Origin of the sequence: Methanolobus bombayensis (assembly GCF_017873415.1) — an archaeon.
Taxonomy (GTDB): Archaea; Halobacteriota; Methanosarcinia; order Methanosarcinales; family Methanosarcinaceae; genus Methanolobus; species Methanolobus bombayensis.
This window is the reverse complement of record NZ_JAGGKD010000003.1, coordinates 41,051-66,299: the sequence shown is the minus strand read 5'-3', so window position 1 is coordinate 66,299 and position 25,249 is coordinate 41,051. Positions and strand designations below refer to the sequence as shown.

Here is a 25,249-nt window from a genome sequence, read left to right as displayed (position 1 = left end):
CTATTTTGATTATGGATGTTTATGATATTTTCTTGTTGTTATGTATTGTGTATTCCCAAATTCATACATATCATACTCAGATTCATATAATTATGAATGTTATAATCTTGTAATAACGAATCATACGTAGGTGGTAAATGAACTGGAACCTTATGTCTGCCGATCTTATGTATTGGATTTAATTTACTTCTTATTGTTCTGTGTTCTTTTATGTCTTAATGCCTGGAATTTCAGAATGGCACACATTTCTTATATATTCCTTTTTCCATTACCTATATTAGTTGTAAGCATGCTGTAAGTGCAGCAAACGAGGTTTTCCAATGAGAAGTGACAAGACAAAGAAAGGACTCGAACGTGCGCCTCACCGTTCTCTTTTGAAGGCAACCGGTGTAACAGATTCTGAAATGAAAAAGCCGTTCATTGCAGTTGTGAACTCCAGGAACGAATTAATACCTGGTCATATTCATCTTGATAAGGTTGCAGAAGCTGTGAAGGCAGGTATCAGAAGTGCCGGAGGTGTTCCATTTGAATTCCATACAATTGGTATCTGTGATGGAATTGCTATGGGTCACGAAGGAATGAAATATTCCCTGCCAAGCAGAGAGGCTATTGAAGATTCCATAGAGCTTGTCCTTCAGGGTCACCAGCTTGACGGTATGGTAATGATAACCGCATGTGATAAGATAACCCCTGGTCATCTCATGGCAGCAGGAAGTCTTGATATTCCGGCCATTGTGGTCACAGGTGGTCCTATGATTCCCGGTTATGTTGATGATGAACCAAGAGACCTTATATCTGTCTTTGAAGGTGTCGGTGAATGCCAGTCTGAGCAGGTATCTGATGAAAAACTGAAGCTTCTTGAAGATTGTTCCTGTAGCGGTGCCGGTTCATGCGCAGGAATGTATACTGCAAACACCATGGCATGTATGACTGAAGCACTCGGTCTGAGTCTTCCCGGATGCGGCACTGCTCATGCTACTGATGCAAAGAAAATCAGGCTTGCAAAAGAATCCGGTGAAAGGATTGTTTCAATGGTCAATGAAGGTCTCAATCCACGCAGTGTAGTCACTCTGAAATCATTTGAGAATGCCATAATGGTTGACATGGCAATAGGTGGTAGCACAAATACAACTCTTCACCTTCCTGCAATTGCCCATGCATTCGGACTTGAACTCAGCCTTGATGTTTTTGACAGGCTCAGCAGAAGCACTCCACATCTTATTTCCCTGAAACCCGGTGGAGAGAATTATATGCTTGACTTTGAAAGGGCAGGTGGTGTTCAGGCTATAATGTCCAGACTTCAGTCAAGTCTCAACCTTAATGAAAAAACAGTTAATGGTAAGACTGTTGGTGAGAATCTTACAGATCTGATTATTGTAAATCCAAAACTCAATGCAAGAATCATGGGTACGCTGGAATCACCAATACATGAAGAAGGCGGTATCGCAGTACTGAAAGGAAGTCTTGCTCCTGACGGTTCAGTCGTCAAACAGGCAGCCGTTGATCCTAAAATGTTAGTACACAGCGGTCCTGCAAGAGTATTTGACAGCGAGGAAGACGCAATGGCTGCAATCCTTGGCAAGAATATTGTTGCCGGTGATGTTGTAGTTATACGTTATGAAGGTCCGAAAGGGGGTCCCGGAATGCGTGAGATGCTTTCTCCAACCTCTGCAATTGCAGGTATGGGACTTATAGATAAAGTTGCTCTCGTTACAGATGGCCGTTTCTCCGGTGGTACAAGAGGCCCCTGTATAGGGCATATCTCTCCGGAAGCACAGGAAGGAGGGCCTATAGGTCTTGTGCAGGAAGGCGATATAATTGATATCGACATTCCTGCAAGAAAACTTGATCTAAAAGTATCTGATGAAGAACTTGAAGAGCGCAGGAAAACATTTGTTCCTTTGGAAAAGAAAGTCACCGGTTATCTCGCAAGATACCGGAAATTTGTCAGTTCCGCAAACAAAGGCGCTATTATTGAGTGATTTGATCGTTCTGAAATAGCTTTTAAACAGATCTGAATAGGTCTGTATTTTCTTTTTTTATATGTGACCGACGGTTTTTTGATACAGGATTGTATGAATATTAGTTAATGGAAAGGGTGGGTATTTGCGCAATATGCGGTTCAGTATCCAATCTGAACACATGTGCTCTCTGCGGCAGACTTGTTTGCAATAAATGTTTTGACCATTCCAGAAATGTTTGCAAGCAATGTTCTTCGGGAATAATCTTTTCGGAGATGTCTTCGGAAAGGACGGGACTTATTTGATATTTTCTTCCTTTAGTTCTATTTCAGTCTTTGGAGTTGTTCAACTCCATTTTCCTGCTTTAATACAAGTATTTCTCTTACTACAAGTTCCTGTATCTTCTTTTCAATATCATCCTGGCTGAACTGTCGTGATACAAGGCTTTTGATGATTTCCTTTTTCACCTTTGCTCCACGTGGCATGTACATAAGGATATTAGTCTCAAGTTTATCTGGTTTTGAATCACTATTCTGCACCGGAGAAGTTGGTGTTTCCGCTGATGGCATTTGAGGAGTTTCATTCTGTAAATCAGGTGCTTCTGTCCCAGAAGCCATAAATGGGGGTACTTGATCCTGTTCATTGGGGCTGGGGGTATCAGGTACATTCAAATCTGGAATTGCAAAATCCGGTTTTTCTGCTTTCTTTTCGGAATTGGATGTTTCTTCAAATTCTGGTATTACAAACCCACCTGTTCCATTTTCCATTTCCGGAGGTTTTAGGTCCGGTATCTGGAAACCCGTTTGTTCATTTTCCATTTCCGGTGGTTTTAGGTCCGGCATCTGGAATCCACTTTGCTCACTTTCCATTTCCGGTGGTTTTAGGTCCGGCATCTGGAATCCACTTTGCTCACTTTCCATTTCCGGTGGTTTTAGGTCCGGTATCTGGAAACCCGTTTGTTCATTTTCCATTTCCGGTGGTTTTAGGTCCGGCATCTTGAATTCCGGTTGTGCGTTCTTCTCCTCAGGTGAAAGATGTCCGGTTTGTTCTGAAGAAGTAAGTTGAATTTCGTTTTCTGCAATGTCATTCTGATCCTCTCCATCAGTTTTGTTAATCTTTTCCATGACCAGTTCTGAGAGTTTGTGTTCATGGGCTGGATCTTCTGGAGGTTCGGTATTAGAATTTTTTTCCATCTCTGGCATAGGAACACTCAATTCTGGTTCTTGTCCATTTTCAGGAATTTGCGGCTTATTTTCAGGCATAACTTGTTCGGGTGGTTTATGAATATCTATGCCTGTTGGTACTGTATTTTCAATAGCTGGTGCATAGGGGGCTGTTTCCGGGGACAGAATTTGTTCTTGAATTGAAGGTTCAACCGAAGGATTAGTTTTTATTTCACTTTCTTCATTCGATGGGATATTTGCTTCAACGCTGGCTTTAGGGGTGATCAATGAATCTGAAAATACGTTATTGTTTTCAGTTCCAATATCATTCAAAGCACCGATGGCTTCATCCATCGCAGCAGTTTTTTCTTCTCTTGTCTCTGCAACATTTACTTCTTCCACAGAAGCATCTGCTGTGGTTGCTACGGGTTCATTTTCTGTGTTTATGGGTGTGGTAGGTTCTTGATGATCTTCTTCAAAGGATTGCTGCATATTGGCTGATTCCTGAATAGGTGAGAGTTCTTCATGCTGATCCTTTAGTTTTGCCAGTTTATTTTCCATTTCTTCAAGTCTGCCAAAAATGATATTTACGTCATTTTTGAGGATGCCGAAACTCTCGCTCCATGGAATGGCTTCTTCAGTAGTTGAACTTTCCATTGCATCAAGTTCTCTTTCTACTAGCTTTCTGATGAACAGGCTCTTGTTCTCAATAGCATTCAATTTGTCAAAAAGTTCATCGGACATGCTGATAGTAAGTCTTTTCATGGGCAAACTCTCCTTTGTGATCAAATAATGGAATCATACATATGTATGCATAATTCATACATATATAATTAATGGAATTATATTTTAAAAATTATGTATGTTGCTTGTTGTGTATGAAAATGAGTGTAGTAACGGCTAAAAACAAGATCATGGGGGCCGTTACATTCAATGTGAATGGAAATCTATTATAAAAATAATCTAAAAAATGAGATAAATGTAAGATTACATTGATTTCTTACATTCGGGACATGCTTTACCTTTTGTTGTCTGGATAAATGAGTGTTTTGGAGTTATACATTTGCATATTGGGCAAAGTGAATTGGCCTTGAATATTTTTTCAACAGCCTGCAGATCGGTGTCATAGATGTGAGTGTCCCATCCGGTTGCTATCAATGATTCTATCTCAATATCCAGATTATTTTCTCTGAATACCTTTTTGAATCCTTCTACAATTGCCGGTATATTCGCAGGGAATCCGCCAAATGCGTCCCATGATCTGTAAAGCAGATAAATTCGTACTTGTTTTTCATTCAGTTGTTCGACCTTGTAAGCTATCCAGCAAGGCTGATCCTCGAATTTAGGTATATGCACTTCATTTTCCCAGAGCACGCCTACATGTCTTCTGGATCCGGGGCGTAGATTCTCAACATTTGCCTTAACTGTATTATATGCAGCCTCTCCATACCTGAACAACTGCTTAGCATAACAGTAGTCGAATTTTCTCTTATCATCGTCAGCCAGGGAATTGTACCAGTCTGCATATTCTTCTGTGAGCTCTTCCTTATATTTGGATATAAGATTAGCTCCAAAAGGTACGGCATCATTTACCTGATTATTGTTCACATCCTCTATGTATATGGTGGCGTGAACCCTTTTTGTCATAGTTTTATAGTCGGGCTTATGTTCCTCTCCCTTCTCATAGATCTCATGGATCAACTGGGACCATGCCGAAGAGATAGTTTTTGCTTTTATCAGTACAGCTTCCATGTCGCTCATTCCCTGTGCATTATTGATTTCTTATAATGCTATTTCCAATGAAATAAAATGAATTTAATAAATATAATTATTAGATTCTATGTATCCAGTATATTACGTTATTGTTCGTCAGTTGCCTTTGTATCCTGCTTTCCAACCAGTGCACTGGCAAGCATAATTGCTTTTGTGTAATGTCCGCCTACCCTTGATGTATCAACAAAGACGTAATCATCCATCAGGACGGGTGCTCCCAGCCCATCTCCTCCTCCGAGGAATACCAGGGTTCTGAATATCAGATTACCTGATATCCCATCAGGGGCAAGTATGAAATTAGCTTCTTTTATTGCATCCTCGATCAGGATGGTATGATGCTTTGCCTCTATTCCATGCTCTCTTATCCTGTTTACGATGAAGTCACCTTCTGCAAGTGTCTGATCAACCCGGATATTTCTCCCCAGGTCTCCCAGCCTTCCGCCTGAGAGGATGCCAACCACAGGTTCTATGTTGAATCTCCGTATGTATTCTATTCCCAGTTTTATGAACTCGATCTTGTCAGCCAGTTCGTTCCCTTCATCAATTCCGACAGGGGCGATGAAAAACGGTATTCCTTTACTTGTTTGCAATAATGCAATTCTGTGAAGGCTATCCTGTTTAAGTATTTTTTTCAGGTGTGAAAGTGTTTGAGATGCACCTGCAGTACCCCTTACAGCAGCATCCACGTATCTTGATTTAAGCAGGTCGCCCAGGGTTCTTTCAGGATCATTTGTTCCGATAATATCCAGATCTGTACCTGTTTCTTCAATCTCTTTTTTATTGCCTACAAGCAGAACATTTGCGTATCCTGCTTCATGTGCATCCCTGGCACTTTTCAACATCTTGGGGTTTGGGTTACGTACTCCAATGGCAACTCTTGCCCTGTTTTCTAATGCCCTTTTTTCTATAAGGCCCAGGAGATTTTCCGTACTTTTTGATCCCATGGATGATACCTCTAACCATCAATAATATCTATCAGAACAACAAAGTGGTGCAAACATTAATTACTTTTCCTGAATATTGGGTAATAACATGACTGTGCAGATGGAATGGGCAGAGAAGTACAGGCCAGTCTCACTGGATGATGTGGTTGGTCACAAGAAAGTAATAGGTGACCTCAGAAAATGGGGCGAGCAATGGGAACTCGGAATCCCTGATAAAAGGGCAGCAATATTGCATGGCCAGGCAGGTATCGGGAAAACTTCATCCGCACATGCACTTGCCAGAGATATGGGGTGGGAGGTCATTGAGCTCAATGCCAGTGATCAGCGAACAGCAGGTGTTATTGAAAAGGTTGCAGGTTCTGCCTCTACTATGCAAACACTTACCGGTAATTCTCAAAAAAGGCTTGTTATCCTCGATGAAGCTGATAATCTTCATGGGAATAGTGACCGAGGAGGCGCCCGTGCCATTGTTAATGTGATAAAGAAATCCAGTCAGCCTATTGTTCTTATTGCCAATGACATCTATGGGCTCTCATCGACTTTACGTTCCCTGTGTCTCGAGCTTAAGTTCGGTTCTGTTCAGTCCCGCTCAATGATCCCTGCTCTCAAGAAGATTGCTGCACAGGAAGGTGTTATGTGCGGTGCCGGCGTCATTGAGAAAATTGCAGGTTCTGCAGATGGCGATTTCCGAAGTGCTGTTAATGATCTTCAGGCTATTTCAATGGGCCGTACTGAGATTTTTGTAGAGGATATTTCCACTTCTGACAGGGATAACAAAGAATCCATATTCAAAGTAGTGGGACGTATCTTCAAGGGAAAGGATGTCTCTTCTGCTCTGGAGGCAACCTATAATCTGGATGAAACTCCAGAGGATCTTATTCACTGGGTAGATGAAAATCTCCCGCATCAGTATACGGGCAAAGGTGAAGAGCCTCTGACGCCTGATATTGTCAATACTTATTCCTATCTCTCTCGTTCAGACCGTTTCCTGGGACGTGTACGAAGGCGTCAGAATTATCGTATGTGGCGTTATGCAGGGATGTTAATGACTGGCGGTACGGTGGTATCAAAATCCCGCGTACGTGGTGGTTTTGTTAAGTATCAACCACCTTCTTTGTGGAGAAAGATGGGTCAGATGCGTTCCAGAAGGAATATGAGGAACAACATCGCTGTGAAGATAGGTTCTCATTGTAATGAATCAATGCGCTTTTCACGTCTGGAAGTAGCAGGTATGTATTCGAGACTTATTCAGCAGGATGAATATGCTGTGGATGTTGTTGCTACTCTTGGTCTGACTCTGGATGAGCTGTTATATTTGAAAGGTTCAAAAAAGGTCACAAAAAAGCTTCAGGCAGTTTATGATGAAGCTCAGGAGATTCGTCAGACCTTTGTTCCATCAGATGAACCTGCTTTTTTTGTGGAAAAGGCAGCTCCTAAAAAAGATCCTTCTCAACTTAGTCTTGACCGTTTACCCAGATCAAATAATGGTCCATCTTCACAATCCGGGCAGAAGGATGCTGATGATAAAGTTGGGAGTTCTGAAGATACTAAAAAAGAAATTCCAAAGAAACCGCAAAAAACTCTCTTTGATTTTTAATCCTTGCTCTTTACAGGATTATTTTTGTTATCATTGAGTGCTATCTTTTATAGAAAACGCATCCAAGCGGGGAATCAATATATATATATATATATGTATGCATGTATGTATATATTATATAACATGCATCTAATCATATGCTTTAATATATGTCTTATTTTTGATATATAAGTTATAATATTTTTTATGTTATGTACTATATATGAGGTGATATCTATCTTATTATCGCATCATTGCGTTTTAAACTATAAGTGTCGTTTTTATTGATGTTTCACTAACTGATTGGTAATGTTTGGTTTTTTGTTTTTGTAAAGTCTCCTGGAATAGTCAGTTATTATTTTGCATTATTTTCTTCTGCTAATTTATTCACTAGTATTTCAGATCAGAACTACAAGCATCATCATATGTTTTTATTTAGAAAGTAGTGTTATTAAGTATGAATTGTGCAACATTATGGAAAAAAGCATCATGTTATTTTTATAAAACAAATGTATGTTTTGGTGTGACAACTCATAATTTTATTTTGTAAAATCACGATTTTCATCTGTGGGGGAACAATTAATAAAAAACAGGACTCATCGCTATTTTTAGTGAATTATTATCAAAAAGTGGAGTGGAGTATGAGCGGGTTGGGGAGTGGGGGTTATTGTCAAAAAGAGGATAACCCGCTCATCAAATCCTAGTATGATATTATTGCTATATATAGCTTTTGCTTATCATCATAATAATGATGATGTGATTTGCAAAAAAGTGCCTATTGGTCCTGAATATCAATTATACAGTTCTCTGTTTGTTTTTGAGCTTTCTAATGCTTCATATTGAAAACTTCTAAATACCTTGTACTCCACTTCTGTCTAAGTGATACAATGGTAATTGGAGTAACTATGGTCAATGTGCTGCCTGGCAGCGAAAGGATAGCTTACAATGAACTCAACAGGATTGAAGGTATTAAGGATATTTATCATGTATTTGGTGAATATGATTTTGTTGTGATCATTGAAGTGGATGATCTCGGGACACTGAACAGTATAGTTGATATTATTCGTGAAGCAGACTCGGTCACTGCAACACAAACGATTGTGGGTGCTGAACTCAAATAATGTAAAATAATCGAATAAAACAATTGTCGCTACTTATCGTATGGTTATTTGGTATTCAGTGACCTCGAATGTATTATGATCAGTGGTCCTGAAAAAACATTTTTATATATTCGGAGATATTATTTTCTGGTCATAATGGATCGTGACCAATAACGGATGAGGAAGAAATTTTTATGGAAAATCCAATTGCAGAAGAACTTGCAAAAAATCAAAAATCAATAAGTGTTGCCGAGTTCTTTGAAAAGAACAGGCAAATACTTGGTTTTGACTCTGCACCACGCAGTTTGATAACAACGGTCAAGGAAGCAGTGGATAACTCACTTGACGCATGTGAGGAGTCTGAGATACTTCCTGATATTTTCCTTCAGATAGAACGCTCAGGAAAGGACAATGTGGTTATCATAATAGAGGATAATGGACCTGGAATTATCAAGGAACAGATTCCAAAGGTGTTTGCAAAACTTCTATATGGTTCAAGATTCCACGCCCTCAAACAGAGCCGTGGACAACAGGGTATCGGTATATCGGCATCAGTTTTGTATTCACAGCTAACATCCGGACATCATACAAAGATCATTTCTAAGATTGGTCATGGTAACCCTGCACACTATTACGAACTAATGATCAATACCAGTACCAATGATCCGGAAATTCTGACGGATGATGTTGTTGACTGGGATCGTCCGCACGGTACACGTATTGAAATGGAAATGGAAGCTTCCTATGTGAAAGGAAGACGCCAGTCAATTTACGAATATCTCAAGGCCACAGCAATTGTAAATCCTCACGCCAGGATCACTCTTATTGAGCCTGATGGAAATCAGGAGACCTTTGAAAGGGCAACAGACAAACTCCCTGTTCCTGCAAAAGAAATTCTGCCGCATCCTCATGGTATTGAACTTGGAACTCTCATGAAAATGCTGAGGTATACGGAGAGACAGAAATTATCTCCTTTCCTGCGTTATTCTTTCTCAAAGATAGGTCATCTTGCAGCAGAAGAAATATGCAAGGCATCAGGTCTTGATCCTGAACTCGACCCTCATGAGATGACAAGGGACCAGTCTCGTAAATTGCTTGATGCTTTCTCTAAAGTAAAGTTAATGGCTCCACCAACTGATTGCTTATCTCCTATAGGTGAGGAATTGATCTATAAGGGACTTGAGAAGGAATTCAGTGTTGACTTCATAGGTACTACTACCAGAAATGCATCGGTTTTCTCAGGCAATCCGTTCATAGTTGAAGTGGGTATTGCCTATGGTGGTGAACTCCAAAAAGATGACCGTGTTGATATCATGCGTTTTGCCAACAGGGTTCCTCTTCTGTATCAGCAGGGTGGATGTGTTATCACTCATGCAATTGAGTCTGTTAAGTGGAAGCAATACGGATTGAATCAACCTGGTGGTGGATTACCAACCGGACCTGTGGTAATTCTTGTACACGTAGCATCGACAAATGTTCCTTTTACTTCCGAATCCAAAGATGCTGTGGCAGAAATTCCTGAAATAAGGGATGAAATAGAGCTTGCCATCAAGGAAGTAGCCAGAAAGATGAACAGGTATCTTAACAAACGTAACGATCTTAAAAAGAGACGTGAAAAAGAGGTTATTATCACAAAAGTATTACCAAAGATGGCAAGCAAGCTTGCTGAAACACTTGAACGTGATGTTCCTGACATAAATCCTGTTGTTGCAAAAGTTATGGGTAATCTTCTGGTTGACAGAATAGTACAGCCAGATGGCAATGGTGGTGCAAATATCTCCATCAGGGCCAAGAACTACACAAGTAAAAAGCAGAATTTCAAAGTGCATGATATGGTTCCTTTCGAGATTGAAAATGCAGTTCCAGAACCTAAGGTCATAAACATGGGGAGTGATTTTGATTACATATGGAAGCTCAGTGTTTCTCCCGGAGCCTCCAAAGTTCTCAGTTATTCTGTAGCCACTCTGGATGAGGAAGGTATTTCAAGACTTCCTACGTTGATCGTGGAGGGTCTTGATGAAGAACTTGTTACAGGTGCAAAAGCTATAAAGGGGTGAATAGATGGCAGATAATCTTTCTCAACAGAAAAAAGAACATGATGAGATGGCAAGCAATCGTTTGCTTGGTCTTGCAGGGAAACTTTATGATAATTTCATTGATGAAATTGTTCCCAGTGTTTCTCTTCCAAGCCGTACAAAAGCGAATATAGAATACAGTGAAGACAGTGATGTATGGGTTTATGGCGACAGGGAAACCGAGAGAAGTGCAAAGACTGTAAAAGGTGCTTTCCAGTTATTGAAAACCTCTCATGTTATAGATTTCCTTATAAAGAATCATCTTGGTCAGGACAGGGGTTCAACGTTAAGGGAGTTGTATTATATTTCTGAGAACTGGGATGTAGCAAAATTCCGCGAGCAACCTGAAAGTGATAGGCTGGTCGAGGATCTGGAGATCATTTCCGGCCTTCAAAGAGAATATTTCCACATGCGTCCTGAGGAAGATGGTGCAACTATGTTCGGTCCACTCCGTCTGCGTGAAGAAACAAAGCGTGGAGACCGTGTGATACACTGTCAGGAAGATATCGGAGAAAGTGGTTATCAGATTCCTTTCAATGTGGAAAATATCGAGTTCCTCGATACTGATGCCAAGTTTATAATCGCTATTGAGACTGGTGGTATGTATGCAAGGCTCATTGAGAACGGTTTTGATGAACGAAACGATGCCATCCTTGTGCACCTTAAAGGGCAGCCCGCCCGTTCCACACGTCGCATAATTAAAAGGATGAATGAAGAACTGGACCTTCCGGTGGTTGTTTTTACTGACGGTGACCCGTGGTCGTATCGTATCTTCGCTTCAGTTGCATATGGTGCTATCAAGAGTGCCCACCTTTCCGAATATATGGCAACACCCGGTGCACAGTTTGTTGGTGTTCAGCCTTCTGATATTGTGGAATATGAACTGTCAACGGATAAACTTACGGAAAAAGACGTTGCTGCACTGAGGAGTGAACTTACTGATCCAAGGTTCGAAAGCGATTACTGGAAAGAACAAATAAACCTGCAGCTTGAAATAAACAAAAAAGCAGAACAGCAGGCCTTTGCAGGAAAAGGTCTCGATTTTGTGACGGAAAGATATCTTCCGGAGCGTCTGACTGACCTGGGTATCCTCTGATACCCTTCTGTCCTTTTAGCTTGTATTCACTTTCTCTTAGCTTTATATTTAGCTTATAGTTAGCTTATTTCAATCATTTTTTATTCTGGCCTGAAGTTTCTGCATATGGCACTGGATGAGATCAACATAGATTTTGTGTCTTTATGCTGACACAGGTCATTTTTATGGAAGCGACAGGTTCCGCAGCAATATATTCTCTGGTTAAGCTTGTCCTGGATTATCTTCTCTTTAACAAGGTCTTCCCCAAAACCCTTGTAATATTTTATGTCTTTGTGACTGCATTTCATCTCATAAGCAAGTAGTGTGCTTACTGCCGGAGGTTCCCATTGTGTGTATACCTTATTGACAGCAAGTTTCTCTTTTGGTATCTGTGCTTCCCTGCGCGGCCTGATCTCTCCTCTTCCTTCAACGATAAGTGTCAGGTTTTCAACATGCTTTTTAATTTTTTCATTATCTGGCTGTTGTTTCAGTGCCCTGTTCATAAAGGTCAGGGCAGCTTCAAAAAGTTCCATTTTTTTCAACGTCAAAGATTTGTTATAAAGAGCTGGAATATATCTGGACATGTTATATTGTTTGAGGATTCTATCATAGCACTCGATAGCTTCATGGAACTTTCCCATTTTATGCAGAAGCATGCCTTTGTTGTTGAGCGCCACCGGATTATTGGAATCAAGCTCCAGTGCCATATCTAAATAATGCAGTTTTTTCTCAGAGTCTTTTTCATTGAGTCCCTTTTCAACCCACATGATTGCAATTTCTGAATTTGTTTCTTTCATTATTCGCATAATTTGCAAGGCTCTATATTATCCTTCTTGCTGGGAATATGTACTCCCAAAATCCTTTGTTAGTTTAAAAAAGTTTATATATGAAATACTCAAAACAAGCAACATGTTTCTGAATAATACAATCCCTGCTTATATCAATCAATTTATGCAATCCCAGTCCGGAGTGTTTGGTTCGGACATTGTGGCTGCTACAGTTGTGGTTGTTGCATCGGTTATACTGGCTTTCATCGCAGACTTCCTGTTTAAGAGGGTCTTCCTGCATTATGCTGCAAAGACGCGTTATGATTGCGATGACCTTATTGTTGATGCACTTAAAAAACCAATATTCTATACGGTTGTGTTTATGGGAGCTTTCATTTCGGCAGAAATTGTCTTCCCTGGAAATACTGCTATAGAGATAATCATGGGTCTTCTTCTTACAGGTCTGGGTATTTTATGGATTCTTGCTCTTTTGAGGATAGACAAGATCCTTTTCAAGCATGTTTTCTCACATCTTGTCGGGAAGACAGACACCAGGATGGATGATGAGCTTCTGCCTCTGTTCAAGAACATAGTTGACGTGCTAATTGTCTTCTTCGGTATTCTTGCGATATTGAAGGGTGTGTGGGACGCAGACATCCTGCCTCTTTTTGCTTCAGCAGGTATTGTAGGTCTGGCAGTTGCCTTTGCTGCACAGGATACGATCTCACAGTTCTTCGGAGGAATCTCCATTTATTTTGACCAGCCTTTTAAACCAGGAGACAGGATCGAGATCGATGATGGTGAGATTGGCATAGTTCAGGAAGTGGGTATTCGCAGTACCAGGATCAAGAATCTCTATAACAACATGATAGTGATTCCAAACAGTATAATTGCCAACAGCAAGATAACCAATTATACTTCTCCTGAAGAGACAATGATGGTCAAGGTAACCATTGGCGTTGCTTATGGTTCAGATGTTGAAAAGGTCCGCAACATCCTGACTGATATTGCAAAAAGTGTGAATTTCGTGCTTGATGACCCTTCACCTTATGTCAGGTTTGATAACCATGGTGATTCAAGTCTTGATTTTGCAATCGTAATGTGGGTGACTCATCCTGGTGAGAAATTCACAGTGATAAATGAGGTAAACACTAAGATCAATGCTGAATTCGAGAAAGAAGGTATCGAGATTCCTTTCCCTGTCAGAACTATCATTCATCAGAGGTAAGTATAAGATAATACAAGAGATCTTAATTAGATTGATTGCAGTTTTTTGCAATCCGTTTCCTTATTTCCTTTTTTGGGTCAATCCGTAATTTCTGATATCCATTCAAGGTATTCTTTATCGCCACTGATCTCCCACGATACTATTGCAGGAAGCTCATAGCTATGCATTTCTTTTATTCTGTCAGTAACCTTCTGTACTTTTGATGTTGTTGTTTTTACAGAGATTGCAAATTCTTCATCTTCCTCTATCTGGCCTTCCCATGAATATATCGAATCGATATGGTGTATGTTGACGCATGCAGCAAGCTTACTTTTCACAAGTTCACCGGCAATTTTCCGGGCTTCATCTCTACTTTCGGTAGTACTGTACACAATAGAATACATTGTTTGTTCCCTCATAGTTAGAATATTAACAATGATTATATATGTTCAGTTTCTTATTTTTGTTGATGACTTACGATGATAATTCAGATTCGATTATTTTCCGTGAGGTTCAGAAATTCCGGCAATTATGGTTGTTGATTCTTTTGCTTGCGACCACTGGTCTTGTTTGGTATTTTGCCATAGAACAGTTGGTATATGACCGCTCTTTTGGAAATAATCCCCTGTCTGATAGGGGAATGCTGATAAATCTGGTACTGATTGGGATAATTCTTCCTATTTTCATCTTATCCATTCGTCTTGTTGTTGAGGTGCGCAACAGTGGGCTTTACGTGAAGTTTTTCCCGATACATCTGTCTTTCAAGCATTTTACCTTTAGTGACATAAGTTCTGCTGAAGCAGTCAGGTATAGTCCATTGAAGGATTATGGAGGATGGGGCATAAGGTATGGTCGTAAAGGCAAGGCCTACAATATAAGTGGTAAAAAGGGCTTGTTGCTAACATTTACAAACGGGAAACGTTTGATGTTAGGGTCCAAGGAACCAGAGGTTTTGAAAATGTCAATAGAACAGGGAACGACTCGTCATAAATATTGAAAAATCGGTGTCTTATTACCGTATGATTAATCCATACATTTATTCATGTGCGGTTTATGCACTTTTCTTACATTTCATCAGTTACAGTTTATTGAATTATCTCTGCATACAATTCATAATTCATAAGAGCATAATTATTATGATTAAGTACTATGGAATTCCCGGACATAATTGTTCATATTTTCAATAGGAATTTTTGCTAAGCTTTTTAATCTATTTGTTAAAATAGTTTGGACAATAGCAAACATCATTGTTTGGTATTTCAAATTTGAAATATACAACAAAAATATGACTTTAATAAAAGAGCTTTTTATTGTAGATTTTTCTTTATGGTCATTAAAATGTATAATATCTTATCCAACTGTAACATTCAATTTTTATTCTATGTTGTTAATCTTAATTCATGCATGACAATCTTATAGAGCTCGATGATCATCATCTTCAACATTCCATTCCCACTTTGTCAATAAATGATGTTATTGATATTTTCATTGCATATGATGTCAGTTTCATCCGAAATTTTGGCTCTGATCTATACTATGTGGAAATGGTTGATGGGGAACCACTTGTTCCAATGAATGCAATGGGTTCCTATCCTCCGGGAATTGAAAAACTCTTTGACCTGATGACCAGGGAACGGATGAATATGCTAAGTTACAGGGGTGAAAAACTCTGGTTTTCATATTTTCCGGTAAATGATGAAGATCTGTAAACCTTCTATATATTTTCTTTTAGACTCAAAAGTTTAAAAGGGTGTTGTAATCCTTTTTTTTCGTACAGGAAGTACTATAAAAATAAATTGGATCGAAGAATTAAAAACATAATTTTAATAATGTGCAACATTTGCCTTTCTATGAGATGACTTATGTATATTTTTAATTCCATAGTCTTTTATATGATAGAAGTCAAATCATTTCCTGTGTGGGTATGAATATACTATATGATGTTAGGGACTGGTTCCACGAGTGTGATCGCTTCCTGTTCCTGGCGGAAGTTCATTATCAGAAAGAAAATGTAATTCCGTCTGAACACAGGTTTAATGAAGAGTTAACAAGCTCCAGACTTAATGATATGCTTAGTGATCTGAGGAACCTGAGTAAAGAAAGTGATTGCTGTGTAACTAGTGAAAACTGGGTTTCAAATGATGAGCTTTCACTGCTAAAAGAGACACTTGATAACATATCATCTGGTAAATGGGATGATATGGATGCTGAGTGTGTAGCAAAAGCAAAGGATATTGTTCATAAACTTGCAAATGCAGTTAATGCAGATATCATAAAGACAAATGATATGAGGGGCTGTCCTTCCATATACAATGCATGCAGGATTATATGAAACTGCATTTTCTCTCATTTCTTATCTTCGTGGAGGAAGTACCGTCATCAGCGTAGCAATCATATGAGACTATCTCGCAAATATCAGGGATATCAAAATCTTCACATATGTCTGCATTTTTTCTTCTGAACACTAGAAACCTTATATTGTGTTTTTTGAAGTGCTCTATTAGGCTTTGCATATCTTCGCCTTTTCTGTAGTAATTGACATTAAAGAGTCTGTTAAGGGTATCAGTACCTATAAGAAAAACTGAACCCGGGAAAAGAACAGCCTTGTCTGCAAAAAGAGGGGAGTTACTTAGATGGATATTTCCTGACGCCCCTTTTTTCATATCCTGCATACAGTTTCTGACTGATTCAAGTCTTTCTTTAAGGGATATGTAATCAACAGGAGGCTTGTCCACGTTAGCTAATGATATTTCGAAGTCAACTGGCATGTTGTATTTTTCTGAAGCTATCATGGCCATTTCAACATGATTCTTATGGCAGGGATTAAAAGAACCTGACATAATTATACCCGGCTCATTGGAGCTTTGTCCAAGATCTACTTTCATTGGAGTTGCATTTTCTCCTGAATTAATGCTTTCCAGTGTTTTTAATAACAGATCAGCAATCTCATTATCGACTTCCTCTTCACTTTTAATTATCAATGTTTTTCCATCAGCAGACCCCATCAGGATATTCTGTTCATCATACTTTTTCGGGTCACAAAGGGAAGCTATTGAGTCAAGGATATAATTCGCAGCAGTTCTTTCCTGTTCTTCCCTTCCATCGATGCAATTAAAAGCAATACCTGATACAGTAGTCCTGTTACATGACTGACTTGCAAAATAGACTTCGTGACTTCTGCCTTCACGCTCATTTCCCCTTTTGGCAAGTTTACATGTAATTCCAATTCCTATCAGGTTTAAAGGGTCTGATTTTTCTGAGCCTGAATCCAGGAAAAGTGCACGGCGGTAGGCTGCCATTGCCATATTCTTTGCGGTTTCAGCAGATGCATAGCTCTCCGGTTTTTTCCCGATCAGATCATGTAATGATTCTTTACAATAAGGTACAATTGCTTCAAGGAGAGTATCAGATCCTCCTCCATGGCGTAACAGTTTTCCAATAACTTCAGTTCCACCACCTGTTATTGTCAGTACTATTCTGAAAGATGACCTGTTTATGTCCATTATTTTATCTTCCATTCAGTTTTCCTCTTTTCCAGATTCTGCCGGTATTAAAGAAATGGACCTTCTATATGAATTCATTTCTCATTGGTCAATTAATCAGTTTTGTCTGACAATATTTTGTGGCAAGTGTATTTACTTTTCTAAATTGTTAACAGCGAATATTATTATGCGATATGCTTTTATAGAGTAACCAACTACATAAAATTATCATTCATTTATTATATTTATCTCCCGTATTAGTGACTTAGAACTATTTCCAATGTTCTCCGGATATTGTTGATGTTTTAAGGGTACAAGCAAAGAGGGATCTAAATATCTCGAGGGAAAAAATGTGCAACATACTTGTAATTGAGGACAATCCTGTAAATATGGAACTCACTGTGGACCTATTGGAATCCTATGGCTATCAGGTAACTTCTGCAGAGGATGGGTTCATAGCTCTGGAAAAGGTAAAAGAGAAAGAGTTTGACCTGATCCTTCTGGATATCCAGTTACCTAAAATGGACGGACTAGAAGTCCTTTCACGTTTAAAGGAAGATGGAAGTACAAAAGATATTCCTGTAATTGCCCTGACAGCCCATTCAATGCGCGGGGACGATGAGCGTTTCATTGCTGCAGGATGCATCGATTATATTTCCAAACCAATAGATATCCACAGTTTTAAGGAAAAGATCCAATATCACCTTGAAGCTTCAAACTGATGCTCTTTTTGCGTAAGAGTTCTTGAGGTGGAACATGAAACTACGCTCAAAGACGCTGATAGTTTTCGGTTTGACACTTTTCTTCCTGGTTTTAACTTTATACATAAGTTCAGGTTCTATCATTTTCCAGAGTTTTGAGGATCTTGAACGTCATGATGTTACTGATGATGTGGATAAAGCCATTGATTTTTTTGACCGGGGAATTTACAGTCTTGAAATTACGGCTCAGAATATGGGAACCAACCCCAGTCTGAATAAAGTAATATTGAACAATAATTCCAATTATGCGGATTCAAACTTTTTTAAAAATGAAAATGAATTAGTACCTGTAAATCTTGTTGTAGTCGTTGATAATTCTAACAATTTAGTTTACAAAAAAGCCTATGATTATAATTTGGATACTGAAGTTCCAGTTTCTGATGAAGTTCTTTCCATTATCTATAGCAACAATAATTCCATATTCTCCTCAATGTCCAATAATTATATTTCTTCAGGTATCGTAATATTGCCTGAAGGTCCTCTTATGATTGCATCACATACAATCCAGGACCCAATGGACAATTTCAGTTCAAACGGAACATTGATTATTGGTTCTTATTTCACTCCTGAAATGGCTGATTTTTTCTCAGAAGTATATAATACTCAATTAACTTATCATGTTCTTCAGGGTGTCAACCTGGATGAAAACATTTTAAATAAAGTGGTATTGACAGTTAACAAGCCTGAAAAGCTTTACATCGAATCCATTAGTGAGAATACTGTACTTGGATACACAGTGATCAATGATGTCTATGGCGAACCTGCATTGCTTCTTGAGATATCCAGTCCACGAATAATATATCAGAAAGCAAAGTCTACATTCGGATATCTTCTTTATGTGATTATTTTTGCAGGAATTTTGTACGGTACTGCAGGAACAGTATTCCTTGAAAACAGTATTCTTTCCAGATTATCTATTCTTAAGAAAAATGTAGATGTAGCAGAGGCTGATTTATCTTCGTATGAAGGTATGGAATTATCTGGAAATGACGAAATATCATCACTTGCCTTCAGCATAGATCATATGGCAGAAACATTAAATGAAAGAGAAACTCTTCTTTCTTCAATCATAGAATCAATCTCAGAAGGAGTCATTGTCATCGATGAAAATTATAGGATGACAAATTTCAAGTCAAAATTCATTGATCTCTGGGATATTCCGGAACACATTCTCGTTGAAAAGGATGGTCTCAAGCTACTTGATCATCTTAAAGACAGAATGATCAATTATGATTATCTTGTTTCCATGCTGCGCAAATATCACATGACAACAGCGAGTAATGTTGTAGTCATTCAATTTACAGATGGTACTTACTTTGAAGTCTCAACATTTCCCTTGTTCCGCAAGGATAAAGTTATTGGACGAATTCTCAGTTTCAAGGATATCACTGAAATCAAAAGAGATGAAGATCTTCTCCATGATAAAGAACAAAAATACAGATCACTTTTTGAAAGGTCCAATGATGCTATTTTCATTGTGAAAGAAGGACTCATACAGGATCTTAATGACAAAGCACGCCTGTTTGTAACTGATTCTGACCTGGGTATTATTGGTATACAGTTAGATGATCTTGTGAGTGAAGATAAACAGGAGATTTTACATTTCTTAATAAATGATTCTATCAAAAATAACTTCAGTAAAGAGGAACTGCAGATCAAAAAAGCAGATGGAACGTTGCTTGATGCCGAAGTAACTGCTACTCTGATAGATAAGGCAGATTCGACTGTCCAGTTAATTATTCGTGATATCACAGAAAGAAAGGAAATTGAAAGACTGGAGCATGAGAATCAGGAGAGAATGAGCCTTATTATAGACAACATTAATTGTGGTGTTTTTCTTATTGATGCTCACACCCATGAGATTGTGGATGTCAACACAACTGCTCTGGAACTGGTAGGTCGCAAAAAAGAAGATCTCAAAGGTCGTGTTTGTCATAACTTCATCTGCCCGACTGAAAAAGGAAATTGTCCGATAAGCAATTTACATCAGTCACTTGACAGGTCAGAACGTATGCTTATTAGGTCAGATGGCACAGAAATACCTATTCTCAAATCTGTTGAAGTAGTTAATTTTGGTGGACATGAGCTCTTTATTGAGAGTTTCATTGATATAACTCATATGAAAAACGCTGAAAAAGAGTTAATGGATGCTAAAGTCCATGCAGAAGCTGCAAACCGTACAAAGAGTGAGTTCCTTGCAACCATGAGTCATGAACTGCGCACACCTCTGAATTCTGTAATTGGTTTCTCAGATCTGCTACTTGACGGAAGTTTTGGAGAACTTAATGAAAAGCAATACAAGTTCATGGACAACATATCTCATAGCGGAAAACATCTGCTGAATCTAATTAATGATATCCTGGATATTTCAAAGATAGAAGCTGGAAAGATGGAACTCTTCTACGAAATATTTGATTTCTCTGATCTGGTAGCTGATCTTAATCTAATGATGAAGCCGCTTTCTTCAAAGAAAGGTATTCTGCTGGAGTTCAATATGGTTCCCAGAAGTATTTTCATTAATGCTGATCGGGGTAAGTTGAAACAGATAATGTATAACCTTATAGGTAATGCAATAAAGTTCACTCCTGATGGCGGAGAGGTAAATATAGATATTTCGATGAAGGATCAGATACTGCTGATAGGTATTCATGACAATGGTATAGGTATACCTAAAGAAGATCAGAATAAACTTTTCCAGCCGTTTGTGCAACTTGATTCAGCCAGTAACCGCAAGTTTGAAGGTACAGGTCTTGGTCTTGCTCTGGTAAAGAACCTCCTTGAACTTCATGGTGGTACTATTGAGGTTGATAGTGAACAGGGAAAAGGTTCTACGTTTTATCTCAAAGTTCCTCTGAACCTTAAAGACAAAGATCTTAATGCCAAAATTGCTGCAATGGACGATGACAAAGGTGAGATCCAGACTTCGATCATAAGTACAGCAGATAATCTGACAATTATCAAGCCTGAAGGATCAGATGGTACAGAACCTCTTATACTTGTGGTGGAAGATGACCCGAATTCAAGTGAACTTTTGAGTTTCATGTTAAATGAAGCAGGATTCAGGGTGATACTGGCAGAAGATGGTGCAGAAGCACTTGAAATAGCAAAAGATGTTAATCCGTTTGCCATCACTCTCGATCTGAACCTTCCGGGAATGGATGGTACTCAAATACTGGAGAACCTGAAAAAAGATAATTGCACATCCTCTATACCTGTGATGGTTCTGTCATCTCTTGGTGAAAAAGATGTGGGAATGGTTGTTGGTGTTGTGGATCACCTTACAAAACCTGTTGATTCGAATCGTCTTATGGATGTACTTTCCAATCTGGTGGAAAAGTCAGGAAAAACCTCCTTTAAGACACTGGTAATCGATGACGATCCAATGGTCGTTGAAATGATATCCGAGATGATAAGCTCTTTCGGTTATGATGTAATCACTGCAGGTGGTGGAAAAGAAGGTATTGAAAAGGCTTTTGAAACTCTTCCCGATGCAATGATCGTAGATCTGATGATGCCAGATGTCAGTGGTTTACAGGTAATATCCACTTTAAAGTCTGATCCACGGACAATAGAAATACCAGTTATCGTGTGCACCGCGAAGGATATGCAAGCTGATGAGATGGATTATCTCAATAACAATGCATTAACTGTGCTTCAAAAAGGCGAATTCTCAAAAGAGGATCTGCTGGAAATCCTTGGCAGTCTCCATGAAAAGTCAGAAAACGAAACATCTCATGGTTCCTGCTGGGTGAGCAAATGAAAGTAAATGTAATAAAAATATTTTCATTTGCATTAATGATATTGTTTATTTTCTCCGGGACTATTGGTGCTGAAGCTTTGAATGATAATGATACACTTGTTATTGGGGTTTTGGTAGGAGATACCCGGCAGGCATCTTTTGAAAGGCTCAATGGTACTGATGATTATCTGTCATCACAGATATCGGAGTTCACATTTGAAATGGTTCCAATGGATTTCGGTTCCATTCAGGAAGGTCTTTCCTCTGGTAATATTGATTATCTTATAGTCGATCCTGCAACGTTCGTTATACTTGAAAACTCCAATGGTGTCAGCAGTATTGCAACTATGGAAACAGTTGCCTATCTCCCACCGGATTATGTTCAGTATCAGTCCACATATTACCTTGGATCAGTTGTGTTTACTGAAAAAGACAGGGAAGATATTGCCAACATGGCAGATACTATAGGTCTTTCTTTTCTCGTAATGGATACTCCTTCAAATGAGGGCTGGTGGGTAGCAAAAAGGGAGTTTATAGAACATCGTATTGTTCCTGAATCTGACTTTGCTTCCCTTGAGTTCAACAATAATCCCGAAAACATAGCACATTCTATAGAAAACGGTGATTTTGATGTGGGTGTCCTTCCTTCAGGTATACTCGAAAAAATGCACATGGAAGGCAAAATCAACATTAGTGATTTTAAGGTAGTTCATCCTCAGGAATATGACAACTATCCCTTTTTAGTGAGTACAAGAATATATCCCGGCTGGGTCTTTGCCAAAGCTCCTGATACTTCCAAGTCCATTTCTGAAAGAGTTTCTGTTTCTCTTCTTAATATGCCATTTGGTGTGACAGACACAAGTAGCATTAAGGATGTTGCAGGCTGGACAGTATCGCAGGATTATAATTCTGTTATTGAATGCCTGATGGAAATAAAAGAAGGTCCATTCCAGGAACAGATAGATCTAATGGATCTTCTGGAAAGGATGAAGTATTTTTTGTTAGCTATATTGTTCTTACTGATTATTGCTACAGCAAGTGTATTTTACGTTAATAATCTTAACTCCAAACTTGAAAAGGAGATATTTTCCAAGAATGAAGCGGAAAAACTGTTGAAAAGAAAACACTCCATTGAAAAGACAATGCTAAATGTGTCTTCAATGTTTGCCTATCCCGGAGATGTTGATTTAGCAATAGACATGTCTCTGATGGAAATCGGCACTCTTTGTGGGGCAAGTCGTTCTTATCTTTTTTTTATAAGTGAGGACGGTGCATCAATGAGCAACACACATGAGTGGTGTTCGGAAGGTGTAGAAACTCAGAAAGATGAACTTCAGGAATTACCATCTGATATGTTTCCCTGGTGGATGTCTAAATTAAAAAATGATGAAATAATAAACATAACTGATACTTCATCGTTACCTCCTGAGGCATCGGCTGAAAAAGAGATATTGGAGATGCAGGATATCAGGTCAGTCCTTGTTCTGCCGGTATTCACGGAAGGAAATCTTATTGGATTTGTGGGCCTGGACGAGGTTGAAGGAACACGCGCATGGAATTCTGATGATTTTGATACGCTACATATGTTTTCAACTCTAATGGCCATAGTTCTTAAAAGAAGGAAGATGGAAAAATCCCTCTTGGAGAGTGAACAACACCTTAAAAGAGTTCTTGAAGGCAGCAATGAAGGTACATGGGATGTTAACCTGCAAGATGATTATCTAATCTTTAACAAGAGATATGCAGACATTATAGGCTATCATGAAGAGGAAATTGGTCGTAATTTTGAATGGATGCAGCGGCGTATTCATCCGAATGATGTGGATTGTGCTGTATCGGCGATCGATGATGTTCTTAATAAAACAATCAATGTAGCAGAATGTGAATATCGCATCCGTGGAAAGGATGGTAAATACAGGTGGGTTTCCAACAAAGGAAAAGTGGTTGAATATTCAGAGGCTGGTGAACCGCTGCATATTGCTGGTGTTCTTGTGGATATTTCCGAAAGGAAAGAAGCTGAAGCAGCTCTGCTTGCTGCGAAAACGACTGCTGAGGAAGCAAGTCGCACCAAGAGTGAGTTCCTTGCGAATATGAGCCATGAACTGCGAACACCCCTTAATTCGGTAATTGGTTTTGCTGATATACTGGCAGAAGGAACATTTGGTTCTCTTAATAATAAACAACAAAGGTATGTTAATAATATCTCCAAGAGTGGTAAACATCTGCTGAGCCTTATAAATGATATCCTGGACCTGTCCAAGATAGAAGCAGGGAAGATGACTCTTCATCCGGAGAAATTTGAGATAGGTGATTCCCTTGATGAGATCAGATCTATCATTTCGCCTCTGGCCAGAAAAAAGGATATCAAACTTATTATTGATATGGATCCCGATAGGATCACTATAAATGCAGATAAAGGCAAATTCAAACAAATAATCTATAATCTGCTGAGTAATGCCATAAAATTCACAGGTATTGACGGCTGCATTACAGTTTCTGTCAGGTTGCAGGAAGATTGTGTCCGCGTGGAAGTAAAAGATACTGGAATTGGTATTTCAAAGGAAGACCAGGAAAAGCTCTTTAAGTCTTTCACTCAGATAGATTCCTCAAGCTGCAGGGTTTACGAAGGCACAGGACTTGGTCTGGTTCTTGTAAAGAACTTTGTGGGGCAGCATTACGGAAAAATATGGGTGGAAAGTGAGTTAGGCTCCGGTTCATCCTTCATTTTTGAAATGCCTGTTGATTTTACTCGAATTTCCCAATCAGATATGTCTGACTCCAATAGTGAAAGTACAGGGGACTTTGATGAAAGTTCCGGATGTTCCTTTATCCCTGATATCGAAAAATCAGATGACTCAACAGATGATCGTCCCCTTGTTCTTGTGATTGAGGATGATACAAAATCACAGGAAATTCTGTCTTTTACTTTACAGGAAGCAGGTTATAATGTTAGGTTTGCTGAAAATGGAAATGAGGCTCTGGAACTTGCAAAGGAACTTCATCCATTTGCGATCACTCTTGATATCATGATACCTGAAATGGATGGATGGGATGTTCTTAAGACCCTCAAGAAGGACGAAGGGACTGAAGACATACCTGTTGTAATTATCTCCATTATAGATGAAAAAAAACTGGGCATTATATGGGGAGCATTTGATTATTTCGTGAAACCTGTCGACAGGGAGGAACTTCTTTCATCACTTGAAAGATTAAGAAAATATTGTTCTTGTGAAAAAGTTAACGTTCTTGTGATAGATGATGAACCTTCTGTGCTTGAACTCATGGATTCAGTGCTTTCAACGGAAGGCTATAATGTGATCACGGTTTCCAGCGGTAAAGAGGGAATAGACAAAGCTCTTAAGTGTTCCCCCGATGTTATAGTACTCGATCTGATGATGCCGGTAGTAGATGGTTTTGATGTTATAAGGGAATTGAAGAAACATCCTGAAACTATTGATATTCCTATAATAATCTGTACTGCCAAAGATCTGGAAGTTCATGAAAAGGAAGAACTCGATAAGAATGTGTCTTTTGTAATGCAGAAAGGAATATTCAATAAACAGGATCTTTTAGCATGCATCAAAAAAGTGGAGAATCTTTCAACAGAAAAGGAATGAGTACCGGCA

The 25,249-nt window shown here is 38.9% G+C and carries 19 protein-coding genes; 13 read left to right on the top strand and 6 right to left on the bottom strand.

Annotation, left to right across the window (positions count from 1 at the left end; all coding sequences use genetic code 11):
• The first annotated feature begins 320 nt into the window (after positions 1 to 320).
• Together ilvD and J2746_RS04275 are read left to right on the top strand one after the other, a co-directional pair.
• On the top strand, positions 321 to 1,982 hold the full coding sequence (gene ilvD / locus J2746_RS04280; protein ID WP_209616845.1) for a dihydroxy-acid dehydratase: 1,662 nt from the start codon (positions 321 to 323) through the stop codon (positions 1,980 to 1,982).
• A gap of 107 nt (positions 1,983 to 2,089) precedes the next feature.
• A complete protein-coding gene (locus J2746_RS04275; RefSeq protein WP_245249982.1) occupies positions 2,090 to 2,266 on the top strand; it encodes a hypothetical protein in 177 nt (58 codons plus the stop codon).
• 18 nt (positions 2,267 to 2,284) lie between these two features.
• Here the strand turns inward: J2746_RS04275 and J2746_RS04270 are convergent, their stop codons facing one another.
• The 3 genes from J2746_RS04270 to mtxX form a co-directional block, all read right to left on the bottom strand.
• Complete coding sequence (locus J2746_RS04270) at positions 2,285 to 3,889, bottom strand: hypothetical protein (RefSeq protein ID WP_209616842.1); 1,605 nt, start codon at positions 3,887 to 3,889, stop codon at positions 2,285 to 2,287.
• Between the two features lie 222 nt (positions 3,890 to 4,111).
• A complete protein-coding gene (locus J2746_RS04265) occupies positions 4,112 to 4,885 on the bottom strand; it encodes a thymidylate synthase (protein ID WP_209616839.1) in 774 nt (257 codons plus the stop codon).
• A gap of 98 nt (positions 4,886 to 4,983) precedes the next feature.
• A complete protein-coding gene (gene mtxX, locus J2746_RS04260) occupies positions 4,984 to 5,841 on the bottom strand; it encodes a methanogenesis marker protein Mmp4/MtxX (RefSeq protein ID WP_209616836.1) in 858 nt (285 codons plus the stop codon).
• Positions 5,842 to 5,929: 88 nt separating this feature from the next.
• Between mtxX and J2746_RS04255 the strand changes: the two genes are divergently transcribed.
• From J2746_RS04255 to J2746_RS04240, 4 genes are all read left to right on the top strand, one after another.
• The gene (locus tag J2746_RS04255) at positions 5,930 to 7,438 is read left to right on the top strand and encodes a replication factor C large subunit (protein ID WP_209616833.1); all 1,509 of its coding nucleotides are present in this window, start codon (positions 5,930 to 5,932) and stop codon (positions 7,436 to 7,438) included.
• 866 nt (positions 7,439 to 8,304) lie between these two features.
• A complete protein-coding gene (locus J2746_RS04250) occupies positions 8,305 to 8,538 on the top strand; it encodes an Lrp/AsnC ligand binding domain-containing protein (RefSeq protein ID WP_209616830.1) in 234 nt (77 codons plus the stop codon).
• Between the two features lie 173 nt (positions 8,539 to 8,711).
• Positions 8,712 to 10,574 (top strand): DNA topoisomerase VI subunit B, encoded by a 1,863-nt coding sequence (locus tag J2746_RS04245; RefSeq protein WP_209616826.1) that lies wholly within the window; start codon positions 8,712 to 8,714, stop codon positions 10,572 to 10,574.
• 4 nt (positions 10,575 to 10,578) lie between these two features.
• Positions 10,579 to 11,688: a DNA topoisomerase IV subunit A gene (locus J2746_RS04240; RefSeq protein ID WP_209616822.1), complete on the top strand. Its 1,110-nt coding sequence runs from the start codon at positions 10,579 to 10,581 to the stop codon at positions 11,686 to 11,688.
• Between the two features lie 80 nt (positions 11,689 to 11,768).
• Here the strand turns inward: J2746_RS04240 and J2746_RS04235 are convergent, their stop codons facing one another.
• Complete coding sequence (locus J2746_RS04235; protein ID WP_209616820.1) at positions 11,769 to 12,464, bottom strand: tetratricopeptide repeat protein; 696 nt, start codon at positions 12,462 to 12,464, stop codon at positions 11,769 to 11,771.
• Between the two features lie 112 nt (positions 12,465 to 12,576).
• On the opposite strand from J2746_RS04235, the gene J2746_RS04230 reads away from it, so the two are divergent.
• Positions 12,577 to 13,662 carry a mechanosensitive ion channel family protein gene (locus J2746_RS04230; RefSeq protein WP_209616818.1) on the top strand — a complete coding sequence of 362 codons (1,086 nt, stop codon included), beginning with the start codon at positions 12,577 to 12,579 and terminating at the stop codon, positions 13,660 to 13,662.
• 77 nt (positions 13,663 to 13,739) lie between these two features.
• On the opposite strand, the gene cutA is transcribed toward J2746_RS04230, so the two are convergent.
• A complete protein-coding gene (cutA, locus tag J2746_RS04225; protein WP_245249981.1) occupies positions 13,740 to 14,060 on the bottom strand; it encodes a divalent-cation tolerance protein CutA in 321 nt (106 codons plus the stop codon).
• A 50-nt stretch (positions 14,061 to 14,110) separates the two neighbouring features.
• Here cutA and J2746_RS04220 point away from each other — a divergent pair, with 50 nt between their 5' ends.
• The 3 genes from J2746_RS04220 (at position 14,111) to J2746_RS04210 (ending at position 15,973) form a co-directional block, all read left to right on the top strand.
• Positions 14,111 to 14,638, top strand: coding sequence for a DUF6141 family protein (locus J2746_RS04220; protein ID WP_209616816.1), 528 nt, complete (start codon positions 14,111 to 14,113; stop codon positions 14,636 to 14,638).
• A gap of 403 nt (positions 14,639 to 15,041) precedes the next feature.
• Positions 15,042 to 15,350 carry a hypothetical protein gene (locus J2746_RS04215; protein ID WP_209616814.1) on the top strand — a complete coding sequence of 103 codons (309 nt, stop codon included), beginning with the start codon at positions 15,042 to 15,044 and terminating at the stop codon, positions 15,348 to 15,350.
• Positions 15,351 to 15,565: 215 nt separating this feature from the next.
• Positions 15,566 to 15,973: a hypothetical protein gene (locus J2746_RS04210; RefSeq protein WP_209616812.1), complete on the top strand. Its 408-nt coding sequence runs from the start codon at positions 15,566 to 15,568 to the stop codon at positions 15,971 to 15,973.
• Here the strand turns inward: J2746_RS04210 and J2746_RS04205 are convergent.
• Entirely contained in the window at positions 15,966 to 17,159 is a 1,194-nt protein-coding gene (locus J2746_RS04205) for a nucleotidyl transferase family protein (protein WP_209616810.1), read from the bottom strand. The genes J2746_RS04210 and J2746_RS04205 overlap by 8 nt on opposite strands.
• Positions 17,160 to 17,473: 314 nt before the next feature.
• On the opposite strand from J2746_RS04205, the gene J2746_RS04200 reads away from it, so the two are divergent.
• The 3 genes from J2746_RS04200 to J2746_RS04190 are packed head-to-tail and all read left to right on the top strand — an operon-like array spanning position 17,474 to position 25,240.
• Positions 17,474 to 17,845, top strand: coding sequence for a response regulator (locus J2746_RS04200; RefSeq protein ID WP_209616808.1), 372 nt, complete (start codon positions 17,474 to 17,476; stop codon positions 17,843 to 17,845).
• 34 nt (positions 17,846 to 17,879) lie between these two features.
• Entirely contained in the window at positions 17,880 to 21,644 is a 3,765-nt protein-coding gene (locus J2746_RS04195) for a response regulator (RefSeq protein ID WP_209616804.1), read from the top strand.
• Positions 21,641 to 25,240, top strand: coding sequence for a response regulator (locus J2746_RS04190; protein WP_209616801.1), 3,600 nt, complete (start codon positions 21,641 to 21,643; stop codon positions 25,238 to 25,240). The genes J2746_RS04195 and J2746_RS04190 overlap by 4 nt, the downstream gene beginning before the upstream one ends.
• Positions 25,241 to 25,249: the final 9 nt, after the last annotated feature.

Excerpts from the sequence above, each read along its gene's own strand:
- J2746_RS04190 (WP_209616801.1), top strand. The coding sequence starts at position 21,641 with ATGAAAGTAAATGTAATAAAAATATTTTCATTTGCATTAATGATATTG.
- J2746_RS04270 (WP_209616842.1), bottom strand. The coding sequence starts at position 3,889 with ATGAAAAGACTTACTATCAGCATGTCCGATGAACTTTTTGACAAATTG.
- J2746_RS04255 (WP_209616833.1), top strand. The coding sequence starts at position 5,930 with ATGACTGTGCAGATGGAATGGGCAGAGAAGTACAGGCCAGTCTCACTG.
- J2746_RS04195 (WP_209616804.1), top strand. The coding sequence starts at position 17,880 with ATGAAACTACGCTCAAAGACGCTGATAGTTTTCGGTTTGACACTTTTC.
- J2746_RS04240 (WP_209616822.1), top strand. The coding sequence starts at position 10,579 with ATGGCAGATAATCTTTCTCAACAGAAAAAAGAACATGATGAGATGGCA.
- J2746_RS04210 (WP_209616812.1), top strand. The coding sequence starts at position 15,566 with ATGAATATACTATATGATGTTAGGGACTGGTTCCACGAGTGTGATCGC.
- J2746_RS04275 (WP_245249982.1), top strand. The coding sequence starts at position 2,090 with ATGGAAAGGGTGGGTATTTGCGCAATATGCGGTTCAGTATCCAATCTG.
- J2746_RS04235 (WP_209616820.1), bottom strand. The coding sequence starts at position 12,464 with ATGAAAGAAACAAATTCAGAAATTGCAATCATGTGGGTTGAAAAGGGA.
- J2746_RS04250 (WP_209616830.1), top strand. The coding sequence starts at position 8,305 with ATGGTAATTGGAGTAACTATGGTCAATGTGCTGCCTGGCAGCGAAAGG.
- J2746_RS04245 (WP_209616826.1), top strand. The coding sequence starts at position 8,712 with ATGGAAAATCCAATTGCAGAAGAACTTGCAAAAAATCAAAAATCAATA.
- J2746_RS04205 (WP_209616810.1), bottom strand. The coding sequence starts at position 17,159 with ATGGAAGATAAAATAATGGACATAAACAGGTCATCTTTCAGAATAGTA.
- J2746_RS04230 (WP_209616818.1), top strand. The coding sequence starts at position 12,577 with ATGTTTCTGAATAATACAATCCCTGCTTATATCAATCAATTTATGCAA.
- cutA (WP_245249981.1), bottom strand. The coding sequence starts at position 14,060 with ATGAGGGAACAAACAATGTATTCTATTGTGTACAGTACTACCGAAAGT.
- J2746_RS04265 (WP_209616839.1), bottom strand. The coding sequence starts at position 4,885 with ATGAGCGACATGGAAGCTGTACTGATAAAAGCAAAAACTATCTCTTCG.
- J2746_RS04215 (WP_209616814.1), top strand. The coding sequence starts at position 15,042 with ATGCATGACAATCTTATAGAGCTCGATGATCATCATCTTCAACATTCC.
- J2746_RS04200 (WP_209616808.1), top strand. The coding sequence starts at position 17,474 with ATGTGCAACATACTTGTAATTGAGGACAATCCTGTAAATATGGAACTC.
- J2746_RS04220 (WP_209616816.1), top strand. The coding sequence starts at position 14,111 with ATGACTTACGATGATAATTCAGATTCGATTATTTTCCGTGAGGTTCAG.
- ilvD (WP_209616845.1), top strand. The coding sequence starts at position 321 with ATGAGAAGTGACAAGACAAAGAAAGGACTCGAACGTGCGCCTCACCGT.
- mtxX (WP_209616836.1), bottom strand. The coding sequence starts at position 5,841 with ATGGGATCAAAAAGTACGGAAAATCTCCTGGGCCTTATAGAAAAAAGG.